The sequence below is a fragment of the Bacillus cereus group sp. MYBK139-1 genome (assembly GCF_051916915.1).
In the GTDB taxonomy this organism is placed as follows: domain Bacteria; phylum Bacillota; class Bacilli; order Bacillales; family Bacillaceae_G; genus Bacillus_A; species Bacillus_A pacificus.
Genome location: NZ_JBQAHO010000003.1, coordinates 188,209 through 203,637, shown reverse-complemented (window position 1 = coordinate 203,637; position 15,429 = coordinate 188,209). Strand labels below are relative to the sequence as shown.

The window sequence follows — 15,429 nt, the reverse complement described above, 5'->3', positions numbered from 1 at the left end:
TTATATAGGAGGGATGTACATATTGCAATATAAAAAAAGACATCCTTATTTCGTGGATGTCTTTTCAGGTAAATCTTTTCGAACAGTATACAAAAAGCGAGATATATCTAATTTTTTTCCTCTAAAAAATTGCGGAGAGGAAATGTACAATTCTTCTTTCGCACGTGTAATTGCGACATAAAGTAGTCGGCGTTCTTCTTCTAAAGCTTCAGAAGTCTCTGTAACACGATCATTTGCATCTTTTAAAGAAGAAGTATGGGGCAGAATACCATCGCTCGCTCCGAGTAAAAAGACACATGGAAATTCAAGGCCTTTTGCGTTATGAATAGACATAAGTGAAACAGCATCTTTTTGCGGCATTGTTTTTAATGCTTCCATTTCTTTTTGCCCTTGAATGGCTTCATCAATAAATTGTAAATAAGCTGGAATGTCGGTGAAGCGATTTGCCGACTCCATTAATTCTTCTAACATTTCTTCTTGTATATCTTTGTGCATCGTAAAGGAAGAACGATCGTTACTTTGTAAGTACTCTAAATACTTTCCTTTACCATGAATAATTTCTTTTAATGCTTTTTTCGGTTCTAATTCTTTTATAAATTTAATAAAATCGATACGCTCATTTACCTTTTTCACTTGAAAAGGTTTTAAGCTCGGATTTAATAATAAGAAATGAAGAAGAGAAGGGAAACGGCCTTCACCATATTTCCATTGTTCACGTTCAATAAATGAAATACAATCATCACGCCCGATATACATCGTTGGTAATATGTTTGAAAGTGATTCTAATCGAAATGGTTCAATTACGAGTCGTAAATGATCCAATACAGGCTTAATTAAAGAATGTTCATAAAATGACTGACTCGCACCGTGCTTAATAAACGGGATTTTATGAATGGTAAGCTGATCAAGTAACGAACGGCTTACAGAATGTGTGCGATACAGCAAACAAAAATCTTTATAATTTCGTTCACCACTATCTACTTTTTCTTGAATGAGCTGCAAAATTTGATTTGCTTCATCAAGAGTCGTAGCCGGTCTTGCATAAAAAGGTTGTACACCTTCTTCACGAACAGAATATAGCTCTTTATCAAACCGTTCTTGATTTAGTTTGATAACTTCATTTCCAAGTCCGACAATAAAAGGATTGGATCGATAATTCGTATTAAGGGCGATAATCGTAGTGTTATCAAATTCTTTTGGGAAAGATAAAATAATTTGGTGACTTGCTCCTCGCCAACCGTATATAGCTTGATCGTCATCACCTGCGATAAATAAATTATTTCTTGGCGAAGCTAACAATTTTACAATTTCATATTGAGCATACGATGTATCTTGGAACTCATCTACTTCAATATAGTGGAAACGTTGTTGTAATTGGGTAAGCAAAGGAGCGTTATTTTCTAACATATAATATGTTTCTAATAAGATGTCATCGAAATCGATATAATTATATCGTTGTTTCACTTCTTCAAAACGCTCGTATACTTCTTTAAATTCTTGTTCAACGGGTGTTTTTGCTTTTACATCTTTCGGACGATTCAACTTGTTTTTCTCAAGTGAAATCATCGCGAGCATCGTTTCAGCATCATAATCGTCTTTTAAACGCAATTCTTTTAAAATTTTCTTTATCATAATTTGTTTATGTTTTTCGTTTGCTAAAATTTGCTGATTATATCCTTGACTACGAAGCAATTTTAAAAAGACAGAGTGGAACGTACCGGCAACAACGTAGCTACTTGCTGCATGATTCATACCTGGTAAATTCGCTACACGATTTCGGATTTCTTCAGCCGCTTTTTGTGTAAATGTAAGTAATAAAATATTTCTCGGATGAACTTGTTTTACATTTACTAAATAACCGACGCGAGTTGTTAAAACAGATGTTTTCCCGCTTCCGGCACCAGCTAATGTAAGAACAGGGCCTTCTGTCGTTCGTACGGCCTCTAATTGTTTTTCGTTTAAAAATACATTTTGCTGTTCGAGAGCGCGGAAATACGCCGCATCTGCATCTTCTTCCATAATTAAATGGGTAGATGTTTTCGGAATATGATATGTTGCACGTGGAATATCAGCGTGCGTTAATGATTTTTGTGAAAATTTTTCTTGTGTCATATATTCACCTTCAAAACTATAGCATCAACATTTAACTTTAGCGGAAGAAAAAGAAAATAGCAATGTAAAAAAACAGGAGGGGATACCTCCTGTTTTCAAATTACAATTCTTTTATCATAACGATGTGAGGAATATTTGCTTCCATAAATACATCAGAATTCGTTACATATCCAAGTTTTTTATAGAAATCTTCAGCATGTGTTTGGGCATGCAGCTTCAATTTTGGTAGCGAATTTTCTTTCGCATATGCTTCAAGTGCATCCATAACAATTTTTCCAATGCCTTTTTTACGATGGGAAGCTAGTACGCAAATGCGTTCCATTTTTCCTATTCCATCAATGGTACGAAAACGTCCAGCACCAACGGGAACATCATTATCATATATAACAACGTGTATGGAAGTTTCTTCAAACTCATCATACTCTTCTTCGGCAGAAACTTGTTGTTCCTTCACAAATACTTGCTTACGTACAGAGAATGCATCTCTTAGTTGTTCGTCCGTTTGTACGATCTGTGCATGCAAATTAGTTGTTCCCCTTTCCAAGGCGGAATGTTTCGTGTACAGTCCATGTTCCGTTTTCTAGTTGATATAGAAGGTGGAAGCGGTCAATTGGTTGTTCGTAATAGAAATCTTTCATACGTAATCGACCTAGTACATCAGCATGCTCTGCATCTGATAAGCCTTGTCCAATTGTTAAATGAGGTACAAAAGCGTATTCGCGTTCTTGTGTAAAGAATCCGCTATGCATTTCCTCATTTAAGAAAGTAAGTTCAGGTGTTTTTTCTACTTTAAAATAAAGAACATTATTAACAGGTGCGAATGAACCAACTTTTCCAACATGAAGGGTAAAAGGGTTCGTTTTACTTGCGATTGTATGTAACTCGTTTACAATCGATTCTAATTGTTCATCTTGCGTCTCAAAGGGTGTTTTCAATGTAATATGTGGCGGAACTAATGCGTAGTGCGGATCATAACGTTTACGCAATCCGTTCGCTTTATCTTGAATCATTTTAGATGGAAAAATTACAATGCCTAATTTCATGTTCCAATTCCTCCCTTTGTAAGTCTAGTTAGATTTTGAGAAAATAACTCTCTTAATCTATTATATCAAATTATTCTGAATACTGCTCTCTATTATTTCATTGATAGCATATGAGAGAAAGCTTTGGGTAAATCAGTTTGCCAATATTTCCACGTATGATTACCTTCAAACTCCTCGTAATGTGTAATGAAATTTCGATCTGTCAGAAGCGTATTAAGTTCACGGTTCGGCCCTACGAAATCAGATACTTGTCCATCCGTGCGCTTTACAGCTGTTTCTTCTGTCCCAATAACGTGATAAAGCTCTAGCGCCTCCGGATTTTTGAAGTCTTTTGCTAAGTTCATTACTGTTTCATCCACAAATGGTGATTGCATAACAACTTTACCGAATGTATGCGGATACATAAGTGCGGTCATAAAGGAAACTGTTCCGCCAAGAGAATCCCCAATTAACACACGACCTTTCCCCATTTGGTACGTTGGATAATTTTCATCGATATATGGTGCAAGTTCATGAGCAAGGAAACGAATATACGCAGCGTTTTTTACTTCATTTGGGAAATATTTTTCTTTACGATCGTGTACATTTTTATATGGAATACCGACAATAATTGTACGGTCAATTTCTTCAGTTTCACGAAGGCGCTCAATTACACGGTGTGCTTTCCCAAGCTGAAAATAATCTCTGCCATCTTGTGCAATTACAACTGTATGTTTGTGCAGCGGTGTGTAATTTACCGGTAAGTAAACGAGAAGTGTAACATCTTCTTGAAGTGATGCACTATAAAATGAAATCTCTTCAATTCTCCCAATTGTTTGATTCATGTAGATCCCCCTAAATAAAAATTTACTGTAATAATTGTAAGAGCGACGCTTGTAGTGAAAAAGAAAGAAATATTCACTAATAGGTGCTTTCGTTTCTATTTTACCATAATGGTACGAAGAATCTAAAAAATTAGTATTTAAGTTAGGAAAGAAAACGGATATAATGAAGTGGGATTTTTGACAGGTGAGAGGGGAGACGGAATTTGAAACAAGAAAGATCAATCGCACTACCATTAGCCATTTCCATTATAGCCATTTCATTCGCAGCAGTTTTTGTAAAGATGTCCTCAGCACCATCTTCTATATTAAGTATGTATCGATTATGGATTATCGTACTTATTATGCTGCCTATTGTTTGGAAAAAACGGGAAGAGTTTAGTAAGATTCAAATAAAAGATTGGGGATTTTTAATTGGATCTGGTTTCTTTTTAGCACTTCATTTTCTTTTATGGTTTGAATCTTTAAAGCATACAACAGTTGCGAGTTCGACGATTATTTTAGCGCTTCAACCAATCGTATCTTTAGTTGGAGGTTTTTTCTTATTTAAAGAAAGAACAACATACTCAGCCATTGCGACAATGGGAATTGCGATACTAGGTGTAGTGTGTATTGGTTGGGGAGATTTAGGACTAAGTGAACAAGCAATTTATGGAGATATATTATCCTTTTTAAGTGTAATAGCAGTTGTCGGTTATTTATTTATCGGCCAAACGACAGTAAAGAAAGTATCACACTGGATTTACAGCTTTACTGTTTTTGCATTCGCAGGTATTTTTATGGGGATTTATAATATAGTATTGCAAGTTCCTTTTACAGGTTATACAAAGTGGGATTGGACCATTTTTCTTTTACTTGCGGTCGTGCCGACAGTGTCACACGTCATTAATAACTGGTTATTAAACTACGTAAATGCAACAACAATTTCGATGAGTATTTTAGGGGAACCAGTTGGAGCATCTATACTAGCGTTCTTCTTACTTGGGGAAAGATTAAATGCAATGCAAATGATCGGTAGCATGCTCGTATTGTTTGGTGTATCTGTTTTCTTATTACAGCAACAAAAACGAACAGCAAAAAATGTCGTAAACGAGCCTGTTTATACACAGGAATTATAATGTTAGAGGGGAAAAGAGAAGTTGTAATACTTCTCTTTTTGTTTTACAGAAATATAGGGGAGGAAGGGGGAGGGAAATGGAAGAAATATTAAAGAAGTATATGCAGAACCTTACAACACTAAGTGAAGAAGAGCAGCACATGATTCTCAGTGAATTACAAATTGGAGAATATAAAAAAGGAACAGTGCTCTTAAGGCAAGGAGATGTCCCTTCGAAATGTTATTTTGTATTACAGGGATGTATTAGGCAACATTGTATAGATGAAACAGGGAAAGAGGTTACATCAAATTTCTATACAGAAGAACAAGCAATCGTAAATTTTAATCACCATAAACAAGATAAAGCATCCCCGCATACGTTAACGTGTTTAGAAGATTGTCTAGTTGTAGTTGGCGACCTGCACAGTGAAAAGGACATGTATAAGAAATATTCACAATTAGAAGAAATGACACGCCAAATGATTGAATACAATTTCGGTGAGGTACAAGAAGAACTTTCATTATTTATTGCATCGACACCAGAAGAGCGTTACAAATCATTATTACAAAAACGACCGCATTTAATCAATCGTGTTCCTCAATATCAATTGGCAAGTTATCTAGGTATTACGCCAGAATCATTAAGCAGAATTAAGAAACGACTCAAACAGTAGTGTTTTTTCCACCTTTAATCAATAGCCATATACTAAATCCGAGTTCACCTGCGATCATCGGTAGTTGAAAGACAACATTAAGAATGGAAATCATCGCATCATATTGTGAAAACATTGTATTCATGACGTGAATTACGATATAACCGATAGAAGCCAAGAATAGTAGTATACTAATACATTTCGGTATATGTTTACATAGAAAAGCTACATAACCTAAAACGAAAAGATGTAAGCCGAAAATGATTAACCCTACAGACCAAATGTATTCGAATGCACTGAGAGACAACATCACATATGTTTCTGGATTCGCAATCATACTTTTTGAAAGTAGCAATGCCAATATTAAATTGAATATGGCAATTCCAAGTATTGCTGTATACATAAGACGAAGCAAGGCAGCTAGTAATGAGAGGCTAGTATGAATTGGTTTTAGAAAGAAATAAAGAGCCCACGCGGCGACAATATCAGTAATGAAAATGATAATCCAACCAAAGATTTCCGCTTTGAAAAGTGAATTTGAAGTTTGGATATTATGGAATGTCACGCTCGCGTTTTCTTGTACAACGAGATTTCCATGAACAAAACCGTAAGAAAAAAATGCAATGAATGCCATAACAAGAAGAGAAGAGCCAGCAAGTAATGCATACTTTCGTTCAGTCATAATACGTCCTCCTATCCTAATGGTGTTTTCATTGTAATAGAGAAGAAGAGGAGGTTCATTGACTTAAATCAAGAGAGGAGAAGTTTAGTGGAATTTCCATCAAAAAAAGATGCATGGCTATATCCGATTTTTTTCGTTGTCATTGGAGCGTGTTTTGCTCCAATATTTGCAGGAAGAGAATATTTTCTTTTGTTTTTCACAATCCCATTAGTTATCTTATTGATGTGGAGTTGGTTTTCAACAAAATATATTGTTGGAGAAGAAACAATTACTATTAGATCAGGTTTCGTGAAAAAGCGCATATTTATACGAGATATAAAACAAATTTCAAATACGAAAAATCCAGTAGCAGCCTACGCCTTATCGTTTGATCGACTTGAAATTGTTTACGGCACACATCAAACAGAAATTATTTCTCCTAAAGATAAAGAGCAATTTATCAATCTTGTTACAAGTAAAAATCCACACATTGAAATAAAGTAAAAGAGTGGCTTCATAGCCACTCTTTTACTTTGGGTTTGTCATATAAGGTTGTACATGAATGATACATAGGTCCCTGAACTTTCCTTCAGTAGTTGTAACAATTACGACTGCTCTACCTGCACTTTTTCCGGTAATCGTTACCGTATCACCTTTTGGATACAGTGTGATAACATCAGCATTCATATTGGTCCAAATAAGTTCTTGATTCGTTGCATGCACTGGCAAAACAGAAGCTGATAACTCAGTGCTTTGTCCCGTTCTTACTTTTAACTTATTTTTTTCCATATGAACACCAATGACTGAAATAACAGAAGGAGCAATTGAAATTTTGGGTGGATTAGGTTGTATGTTTAAACAAGACGTAGAAGTATTTGTGATAGGTGAAAATTTTCGTGTTTGTTGTTGCTGGAAAGCTGCTAACATGTTGGAGTCCCCTTTCTGTATAAGTGCTGATAGTACTACTATAAAGGAGTAGTGTTACGTTTAATTTAATGAAACATAAAGAAATTGTTAAATTCGAGCAGAAGATTGTCGAACTTTGAGAAAAAAGAAAACTCTGCTGATACGATAACAGCAGAGCTTTTCCTTTATAGATTATGACTATGTTGCTTTTCAAAAGTCTCAAAGTGCTCTTCAACTTCTTTTGAAGATTGTGTTAGTAAACTAACAATTACGATTACTAGTAAACTAATAGTAAAACCAGGAATCATTTCATATAAGAATTCTTTTAAGAATTTGAATTGCGTCCAAATAATTACTGTAGCGGCACCAGAAATCATACCAGCAAGTGCGCCCCACTTCGTCATACGTTTCCAATATAAGCTTAATAAAATAGCAGGTCCGAATGAAGAGCCAAATCCAGCCCAAGCGTATCCAACAAGAGCTAAAATCGTATCATTTTGTTTAAACGCTAATGCACACCCAACTAATGCAATAACAAGAACAGCCATACGGCCGACAAATACAAGCTCTTTATCAGAAGCAGAACGTTTAAAGAAAGTACGATATAAGTCTTCCGTTACAGCACTAGAAGTAACGAGTAACTGAGATGAGATTGTACTCATAATTGCTGCTAAAATAGCGGCTAATAAAAATCCAGTAATCAGTGGGTGGAATAAAATTTTTCCAAGTTCAAGGAAAATTGTCTCTGGATTGGATAGTGTTAATCCTTTGTCTGAGTAGTACGCAATACCGATAAGACCAGTAAACATAGCTCCGACAACAGAGAAAATCATCCAGCTCATACCAATTCGTCGCGCACTTTTAATCTCTTTTACAGAAGAAATTGCCATAAAGCGTACGATAATATGAGGTTGTCCAACATAACCAAGGCCCCATGCGAATAATGAAATAATACCTAATACAGAAGTACCTTTAAAAATATCTAATAATGTTGGATCAATTGATTTAATTGTGCTAAATGCTGGACCAAGTCCATTTACATTCATAATTGTAACAGTAGGAACAAGAATAAGAGCAATTACCATAATGATTCCTTGCACGAAGTCTGTCCAACTTACTGCTAAGAAACCACCAAATAATGTGTAAGCAACAACAACGCCAGCTACAATGAATAATCCAACGTGGTAGTTCATACCAAATGAATTTTCAAATAATACAGCACCTGAAACGAGTCCTGAAGCTACATAAAAAGTAAAGAAAATCATAATAACAAGTCCAGATACTAAGCGTAGCATGTGAGATTTGTCGTGGAAACGGTGTTCCAAAAATTCTGGGATAGTAATAGAGTTGTTTGCAATTTCAGAGTAGGTACGTAAGCGAGGAGCGACATATAGCCAGTTTGCGTATGCGCCTAGTGTCAGGCCGATCGCAATCCAACTACTACTTAATCCAACGCTAAACATTGCACCGGGTAAGCCCATTAAAAGCCACCCACTCATATCGGATGCTCCAGCACTTAATGCTGTTACTGCGGGGCCTAGTGTACGCCCGCCAAGCATATAATCTGTTAAGTTGGACGTTCGTTTATAGGCGAAATAGCCAATGACTAACATCCCGAGCATGTAAATAGAGATTGAAGTTAAAGTTAACATCTGCGTACTCATGAAGTTCCCCTTCCTTTTGTCATGTCTTTTGATGCGTTATGCATATTTATAATCTATCATGATTATTCTGAAAAATCCATACAGAAATATGAATTTTCAGAAATGTAAGCGTTTTTCGATGTCATTTTACTTTTTTAATATATAATATTCATACAAAAAACCTTATTTTTAATAGAGTATTTATTATATTTACATAAAAAGAGGTTGTTTTGTCAATATAATATTGAAAGGAAAGAAAAATAAAATTTTTAAAAAAGTATTGACTTGTGAAAAAAGTCAGGTCTATAATGAGTGCAACTTAAAAAAATGCAAGCTTTGATGAAGAAGAGTACACATGATGAACATGTCAGAGAGCTGATGGTTGGTGCGAATCAGTATGGAATTGATGTGGAATGGGCTTCGGAGCTTCCAAACCGAAACGAAAGAAGTAGGCTTTGGCGACATGATCTCATCGATACAAGAGACACGTATTGTTTTTGATACGGTAAAGTGCGTTACATTCGTAACGAATTAAGGTGGCACCACGGGAGTACCCGTCCTTTCTATAGGATGAGTACTCCCTTTTTGTGTATAAAAAATTAAATAAATGAAATCGTTTAAGTAAGAAGAGTACGTATATTGGAGACGTTACAGAGAGCCGGGAATAGGTGGGAGCCTGGTGCGGTACCATATACGGAATGGGCTTACGAGAGGTATGCTGAACAATTATTTTCAGTAGGCAACCCGGGTTCCGCCGTTACAAGGATAAGGTATAAATTTTGTACCTGAATAAAGCGGGATGCTTTTGCGTCCAACATGAGGTGGTACCACGGTAAATTTATCGTCCTCTACATATTTTCGATATGTAGGGGACTTTTTTATTTTTCAGATTGAGGTGAAAGGCATGATGACAAAAGAGAAATTTATGAAACAAAAAGAACAAGGAAGAACATTTTTAGTAATTGCTGAAGAAGAAGGAGATAGCATTACGCCAATTTCTTTATATAGACGTATGAAGGGAAAGAAAAAGTTTTTATTAGAAAGTTCACAGCTTCATCAAGATAAAGGACGCTATTCCTACTTAGGGTGTAATCCGTATGGGGAAGTGAAAAGTATCGGTACGGAAGTGGAACGAACGATTTTCGGTCAAACAGAAAAGTTACAAGGTAACGTACTACAAGTGTTAGAAGAAGTGATTGCGTCAGCTCAAGTAGACAGCCCATTTCCGTTTTGCGGAGGAGCAGTTGGTTATATTGGCTATGACGTTATTCGGCAATATGAAAACATTGGAGCAAATTTACACGATCCATTGAATATTCCAGAGGTACACCTTTTACTGTACCGTGAGTTTATCGTGTATGACCACTTACGCCAAAAGTTGTCGTTTGTATATGTATGCAGGGAAGATGATGCAGCAGATTATGAAGAAGTATACGAAAGGCTGCGAGTATACAAAGAGGAAGTGCTACAGGGAGAAGAAGCGGAAGTAACTGAAATAAGATCAACATTATCATTCACTTCTTCTATAACGGAAAAAGAATTTTGCGCGATGGTAGAAACGGCGAAAGAATACATCGGGGCCGGGGACATATTTCAAGTTGTATTATCTCAGCGTTTGCAAAGTGAATGTATTGGTGATCCATTCGCGTTATACCGAAAACTACGAATTGCCAATCCATCACCATATATGTTTTATATCGATTTTCAAGATTATGTTGTGCTCGGTTCTTCGCCAGAAAGTTTGCTATCAGTAAGAGAGGATAAAGTGATGACAAATCCAATTGCTGGTACGAGGCCGAGAGGGAAGACAAAGCAGGAAGATACGGAAATTGAAAAAGAGCTGTTAGAAAATGAGAAAGAGCGAGCAGAGCATATGATGCTTGTAGATCTTGGGCGAAATGATATTGGTAGAGTGAGTGAAATCGGCTCAGTTACGATAGATAAATATATGAAAGTAGAAAAATATTCTCACGTTATGCACATTGTATCTGAAGTTTACGGAACATTGCGAAAACAAATGAGCGGATTTGATGCATTAGCGTATTGCTTACCGGCGGGTACGGTATCAGGTGCTCCGAAAATTAGAGCGATGGAAATTATAAATGAGCTAGAGAATGAAAAAAGAAATATATACGCAGGTGCGGTTGGATACGTTAGTTTTTCAGGGAATCTTGATATGGCGCTCGCCATTCGAACGATGGTCGTAAAAGATGAGAAAGCATACGTTCAGGCAGGAGCGGGGATCGTCTACGATTCAGACCCAGTTGCTGAATATGAAGAAACGTTAAATAAAGCGAGAGCGCTTTTGGAGGTAATGAAATGATTGTACTGATTGATAATTACGATTCATTCACATATAACTTGTATCAACTGTTAGGTGAATACCAAGAAGATATTGTTGTCGTAAGAAATAATCAAATAACGATAGAACAATTAGAAGAAATGAAGCCGAAAGGAATTGTACTTTCACCAGGACCAGGAAAACCAGAGGATGCTGGAATTTGTATGAAAGTGATTCGTCATTTTTATAAGAACGTTCCCATATTAGGGATTTGTCTTGGCCACCAAGCGATTATAGCTGCATTTGGAGGAGACATTGTAAGAGCAGAACGTATTAAACACGGAAAAACATCGCGTGTGAAACATAACGGAACGTCAATCTTTTCATACGCTACACAGCCGCTAACGGCAATGCGCTATCATTCCCTTGTTGCAGAGCAAACGAGCTTGCCAGAGTGTTTTGACATATTAGCGACAGCGATGGACGACGGAGAAATAATGGCAGTCCGTCACAATTATTATCCGCTCTTTGGATTACAGTTTCATCCGGAATCAATCGCAACAGAAGAAGGCGGAAAGTTAATACGTGCCTTTTTAACAGAGGTAAAAGAGGAGGAAAGGGTATGAATAACTATCTTCGTAAATTAGTGGAGGGTCAACATTTAACAGAAGAGGAAATGTATAAAGCAGGGCTTCTTTTATTAAATGAAAACATATTGGAAAGTGAAATTGCAGCTTTCTTAGTCTTACTGAAAGCGAAAGGTGAAACTGCAGAAGAAATATACGGTCTCGTCCGAGCTCTTCGTGAAAAGGCATTACCGTTTTCGAATCATATACAAGGAGCGATGGACAACTGCGGGACAGGTGGTGACGGTGCCCAAACGTTTAATATTAGTACAACATCGGCATTTGTACTGGCAGGAGCTGGTGTAAAGGTTGCAAAACATGGTAACCGTGCTGTTTCTAGTAAAACAGGAAGTGCAGATTTATTAGAAGAACTCGGTGTAAATATTAGCAGTACGCCAAACGAAATTGATTATTTATTAGAGCATGTCGGAATCGCATTTTTATTCGCACCAGCGATGCACCCAGCATTAAGACGCATTATGAAAATAAGAAAAGAATTAAACGTGCCGACAATCTTTAACTTAATTGGCCCTTTAACAAATCCGGTGAATTTAGAAACACAATTTGTCGGCATTTATAAAAGAGATATGTTACTACCAGTTGCGCAAGTATTACAAAAGTTAGGCCGGAAACAAGCGCTTGTCGTAAACGGAAGTGGTTTTTTAGATGAAGCGTCATTACAAGGGGAAAATCACGTAGTCCTTTTAAAAGATAATGAAATAGTAGAAATGAGTATTGATCCAGAAAAGTATGGTTTTTCAAGAGTGAAAAATGAAGAAATTAGAGGGGGGAATTCAAAAGAAAATGCAAAGATTACGCTCGGCGTATTGAGCGGAGAAAAGAGTGTTTATCGCGATACAGTTTTATTCAATGCAGGTTTAGCTCTTTTCGCAAATGGAAAAACGGAAACGATTGAAGAAGGAATTAAACTCGCAGCATATAGCATTGACTCTGGAAAAGCATTAGCGAAACTAAATTTATTAATTGCAGCAAGTAACGAAAAATTAGAAAGGGTGAATTAAAATGGGGACGATTTTAGATGAAATTGTAGAACAGAAGAAAAAGGAAGTTGCGGCATTATATGAAACATATACACCAATAAAAGAAAGTAGAAAGACACATTCACTCGTAGAATCATTACATCAGTTTACTGTTATTGCAGAAGTAAAGCGAGCATCACCATCAAAAGGAGATATCAATTTACACGTTGATGTACGAAAACAAGTGAAAACATATGAAGAATGCGGCGCAGGAGCAGTTTCTGTTTTAACAGACGGTCAATTTTTTAAAGGATCTTTTTATGATTTACAAACAGCACGAGAAGAAAGTAACATTCCGCTTTTATGTAAAGATTTCATAATTGATAAGATTCAAATTGATAGAGCATATGAAGCTGGCGCAGATATTATTTTATTAATTGTAGCAGCGTTACCGAAAGAGAAGTTAAAAGAGCTGTATAGCTACGTACTAGAAAAAGGGTTAGAAGCAATTGTTGAAATTCATGATGAAGAGGAATTAGAAATTGCAATCGAATTAAATCCGCACGTTATCGGTATTAACAACCGTAATTTAAAAACATTCGAAGTCGATTTAGGCCAAACAGAAAAGCTTGGAAAACGATTAAATGAGGAGAAATTACTTTGGATTAGTGAGAGCGGAATTCATTCAAAAGAAGATATGATCCGCGTCAAGCGAGCTGGAGCAAAAGGTGTATTAGTTGGGGAAGCACTTATGACATCATCTTCTATTCGCACCTTTTTTGAAGATTGTAAGGTGAATATATGAAAGTGAAAATTTGCGGTATCACTGATATGGAAACAGCAAAACGTGCTTGCGAATACGGAGCAGATGCACTCGGATTTGTTTTTGCAGAAAGTAAGCGAAAAATTACTCCAGGGCTAGCGAAAGAAATCATTCAGGAGCTTCCAGCCAACGTGTTAAAAATCGGTGTTTTCGTAAATGAATCAGTAGAAGTGATCCAGAAAATTGCAGATGAATGTGGATTAACACACGTGCAATTACATGGTGATGAAGATAATCATCAAATTAGAAGATTGAATATTGCGTCTATAAAATCACTCGGAGTAACTTCAGAGACCGATATGAAAAATGCTCAAGCATATGAAACGGATTATATATTGTTTGATAGCCCGAAAGAAAAATTTCATGGAGGAAATGGAAAGAAATTTTCATGGGAACTACTTGCACATATGTCAAAAGAGTTGCGAGAGAAAACGATATTAGCTGGTGGATTAAACGCTCTTAATATAGAAGAAGCAATTCGAACTGTTCGGCCATATATGGTCGATGTGAGCAGCGGAGTAGAGACAGAAGGAAAGAAAGATGTAGAGAAAATAAAACAATTTATTATAAAAGCGAAGGAGTGTTCCGAATGAACTACGCATATCCAGATGAAAAAGGACATTACGGTATATACGGAGGACGATACGTTCCAGAAACGTTAATGCAATCTGTACTAGAACTAGAAGAAGCATATAAAGAAGCGATGCAAGATGAAGCATTTCAAAAGGAATTAAATCATTATTTAAAAACGTACGTCGGAAGAGAAACACCGCTATATTATGCTGAAAATATGACGAAGTATTGCGGTGGTGCAAAGATTTATTTAAAACGTGAAGATTTGAACCATACAGGAGCTCACAAAATTAATAATACAATCGGTCAGGCACTACTTGCAGTACGAATGGGCAAGAAAAAAGTTGTCGCTGAAACAGGAGCTGGGCAACACGGAGTGGCAACAGCTACTGTATGTGCTCTACTCGGATTAGAATGCGTCATCTTTATGGGAGAAGAAGATGTGAGACGTCAAAAATTAAATGTGTTCCGAATGGAATTGCTCGGAGCGAAAGTGGAAAGTGTAGCGGCAGGTAGCGGCACATTAAAAGATGCGGTGAACGAGGCGCTTCGCTACTGGGTTTCACACGTGCATGATACACATTACATTATGGGATCTGTTCTCGGACCGCATCCATTCCCGCAAATTGTTCGTGATTTCCAAAGTGTAATTGGGAAAGAAACAAAAAAACAATATGAAGCGTTAGAAGGGAAGTTACCAGAAGCTGTCGTTGCTTGTATTGGAGGCGGTAGTAATGCGATGGGCATGTTTTATCCGTTCGTGCACGATGAAGAAGTTGCTCTTTACGGCGTAGAAGCAGCTGGAAAAGGCGTTCATACAGAAAGGCATGCAGCTACTTTAACGAAAGGAAGCGTTGGCGTTCTCCACGGATCGATGATGTACCTTCTGCAAAATGAAGAAGGACAAATTCAAGAAGCTCACTCTATTTCAGCTGGACTTGATTACCCGGGGGTTGGTCCAGAACATAGTTTACTAAAAGATATTGGCCGCGTTTCTTATCATTCCATTACAGATGATGAAGCGTTAGAAGCATTTCAATTATTAACGAAAAAAGAAGGAATTATCCCGGCGTTAGAAAGCTCGCATGCTGTCGCATATGCATTAAAATTAGCGGCGCAAATGAAGAAAGACGAAGGGCTTGTCATTTGTTTATCTGGCCGTGGTGATAAAGATGTAGAGAGTATAAAACGTTATATGGAAGAGGTGTAAA

At 36.8% G+C, this 15,429-nt stretch carries 16 protein-coding genes and 2 other annotated features; of the genes, 9 read left to right on the top strand and 7 right to left on the bottom strand.

What is annotated here, in order from left to right; all coding sequences use genetic code 11:
* Window positions 1–45: 45 nt before the first annotated feature.
* The 4 genes from ACTFRS_RS18080 to ACTFRS_RS18065 form a co-directional block, all read right to left on the bottom strand.
* Complete coding sequence (locus ACTFRS_RS18080) at window positions 46–2,112, bottom strand: ATP-dependent helicase (RefSeq protein WP_000191176.1); 2,067 nt, start codon at window positions 2,110–2,112, stop codon at window positions 46–48.
* A 100-nt stretch (window positions 2,113–2,212) separates the two neighbouring features.
* A complete protein-coding gene (locus ACTFRS_RS18075; RefSeq protein WP_000543274.1) occupies window positions 2,213–2,635 on the bottom strand; it encodes a GNAT family N-acetyltransferase in 423 nt (140 codons plus the stop codon).
* Between the two features lies 1 nt (window position 2,636).
* Window positions 2,637–3,155 carry a YjcG family protein gene (locus tag ACTFRS_RS18070; RefSeq protein WP_000765878.1) on the bottom strand — a complete coding sequence of 173 codons (519 nt, stop codon included), beginning with the start codon at window positions 3,153–3,155 and terminating at the stop codon, window positions 2,637–2,639.
* A 92-nt stretch (window positions 3,156–3,247) separates the two neighbouring features.
* The gene (locus ACTFRS_RS18065) at window positions 3,248–3,979 is read right to left on the bottom strand and encodes an alpha/beta hydrolase (RefSeq protein WP_001076848.1); all 732 of its coding nucleotides are present in this window, start codon (window positions 3,977–3,979) and stop codon (window positions 3,248–3,250) included.
* 203 nt (window positions 3,980–4,182) lie between these two features.
* Between ACTFRS_RS18065 and ACTFRS_RS18060 the strand changes: the two genes are divergently transcribed.
* The gene (locus ACTFRS_RS18060) at window positions 4,183–5,094 is read left to right on the top strand and encodes a DMT family transporter (protein ID WP_440023497.1); all 912 of its coding nucleotides are present in this window, start codon (window positions 4,183–4,185) and stop codon (window positions 5,092–5,094) included.
* 76 nt (window positions 5,095–5,170) lie between these two features.
* The gene (locus ACTFRS_RS18055) at window positions 5,171–5,746 is read left to right on the top strand and encodes a Crp/Fnr family transcriptional regulator (RefSeq protein WP_087951690.1); all 576 of its coding nucleotides are present in this window, start codon (window positions 5,171–5,173) and stop codon (window positions 5,744–5,746) included.
* Here ACTFRS_RS18055 and ACTFRS_RS18050 read toward each other — a convergent pair.
* Complete coding sequence (locus tag ACTFRS_RS18050) at window positions 5,736–6,407, bottom strand: DUF4386 domain-containing protein (RefSeq protein ID WP_139869768.1); 672 nt, start codon at window positions 6,405–6,407, stop codon at window positions 5,736–5,738. The genes ACTFRS_RS18055 and ACTFRS_RS18050 overlap by 11 nt on opposite strands.
* A gap of 87 nt (window positions 6,408–6,494) precedes the next feature.
* Here ACTFRS_RS18050 and ACTFRS_RS18045 point away from each other — a divergent pair, with 87 nt between their 5' ends.
* Window positions 6,495–6,890, top strand: coding sequence for a PH domain-containing protein (locus ACTFRS_RS18045; protein WP_139869767.1), 396 nt, complete (start codon window positions 6,495–6,497; stop codon window positions 6,888–6,890).
* 24 nt (window positions 6,891–6,914) lie between these two features.
* On the opposite strand, the gene ACTFRS_RS18040 is transcribed toward ACTFRS_RS18045, so the two are convergent.
* Both ACTFRS_RS18040 and putP read right to left on the bottom strand, forming a co-directional pair.
* Window positions 6,915–7,313 (bottom strand): Ig-like domain-containing protein, encoded by a 399-nt coding sequence (locus ACTFRS_RS18040; protein ID WP_139869766.1) that lies wholly within the window; start codon window positions 7,311–7,313, stop codon window positions 6,915–6,917.
* Between the two features lie 164 nt (window positions 7,314–7,477).
* Complete coding sequence (putP, locus tag ACTFRS_RS18035; protein ID WP_139869765.1) at window positions 7,478–8,956, bottom strand: sodium/proline symporter PutP; 1,479 nt, start codon at window positions 8,954–8,956, stop codon at window positions 7,478–7,480.
* 306 nt (window positions 8,957–9,262) lie between these two features.
* Window positions 9,263–9,500: a binding site (T-box leader), on the top strand.
* Window positions 9,501–9,542: 42 nt separating this feature from the next.
* Window positions 9,543–9,787: a binding site (T-box leader), on the top strand.
* 52 nt (window positions 9,788–9,839) lie between these two features.
* Here putP and trpE point away from each other — a divergent pair.
* Genes trpE through trpB form a run of 6 tightly spaced genes read left to right on the top strand, consistent with a single transcriptional unit; the run spans window position 9,840 to window position 15,428 of the window.
* The gene (trpE, locus tag ACTFRS_RS18030) at window positions 9,840–11,258 is read left to right on the top strand and encodes an anthranilate synthase component I (RefSeq protein ID WP_439195499.1); all 1,419 of its coding nucleotides are present in this window, start codon (window positions 9,840–9,842) and stop codon (window positions 11,256–11,258) included.
* A complete protein-coding gene (locus ACTFRS_RS18025; RefSeq protein WP_439195266.1) occupies window positions 11,255–11,842 on the top strand; it encodes an aminodeoxychorismate/anthranilate synthase component II in 588 nt (195 codons plus the stop codon). The genes trpE and ACTFRS_RS18025 overlap by 4 nt, the downstream gene beginning before the upstream one ends.
* Window positions 11,839–12,864 (top strand): anthranilate phosphoribosyltransferase, encoded by a 1,026-nt coding sequence (gene trpD / locus ACTFRS_RS18020; protein ID WP_061183185.1) that lies wholly within the window; start codon window positions 11,839–11,841, stop codon window positions 12,862–12,864. The genes ACTFRS_RS18025 and trpD overlap by 4 nt, the downstream gene beginning before the upstream one ends.
* Before the next feature lies 1 nt (window position 12,865).
* Window positions 12,866–13,627 (top strand): indole-3-glycerol phosphate synthase TrpC, encoded by a 762-nt coding sequence (gene trpC / locus ACTFRS_RS18015; protein ID WP_139869761.1) that lies wholly within the window; start codon window positions 12,866–12,868, stop codon window positions 13,625–13,627.
* Window positions 13,624–14,238 carry an N-(5'phosphoribosyl)anthranilate isomerase gene (gene trpF, locus ACTFRS_RS18010; protein WP_440023501.1) on the top strand — a complete coding sequence of 205 codons (615 nt, stop codon included), beginning with the start codon at window positions 13,624–13,626 and terminating at the stop codon, window positions 14,236–14,238. Before trpC ends, trpF begins: the two co-directional genes overlap by 4 nt.
* Window positions 14,235–15,428 carry a tryptophan synthase subunit beta gene (gene trpB, locus ACTFRS_RS18005; protein ID WP_139869759.1) on the top strand — a complete coding sequence of 398 codons (1,194 nt, stop codon included), beginning with the start codon at window positions 14,235–14,237 and terminating at the stop codon, window positions 15,426–15,428. Before trpF ends, trpB begins: the two co-directional genes overlap by 4 nt.
* Window position 15,429: the final 1 nt, after the last annotated feature.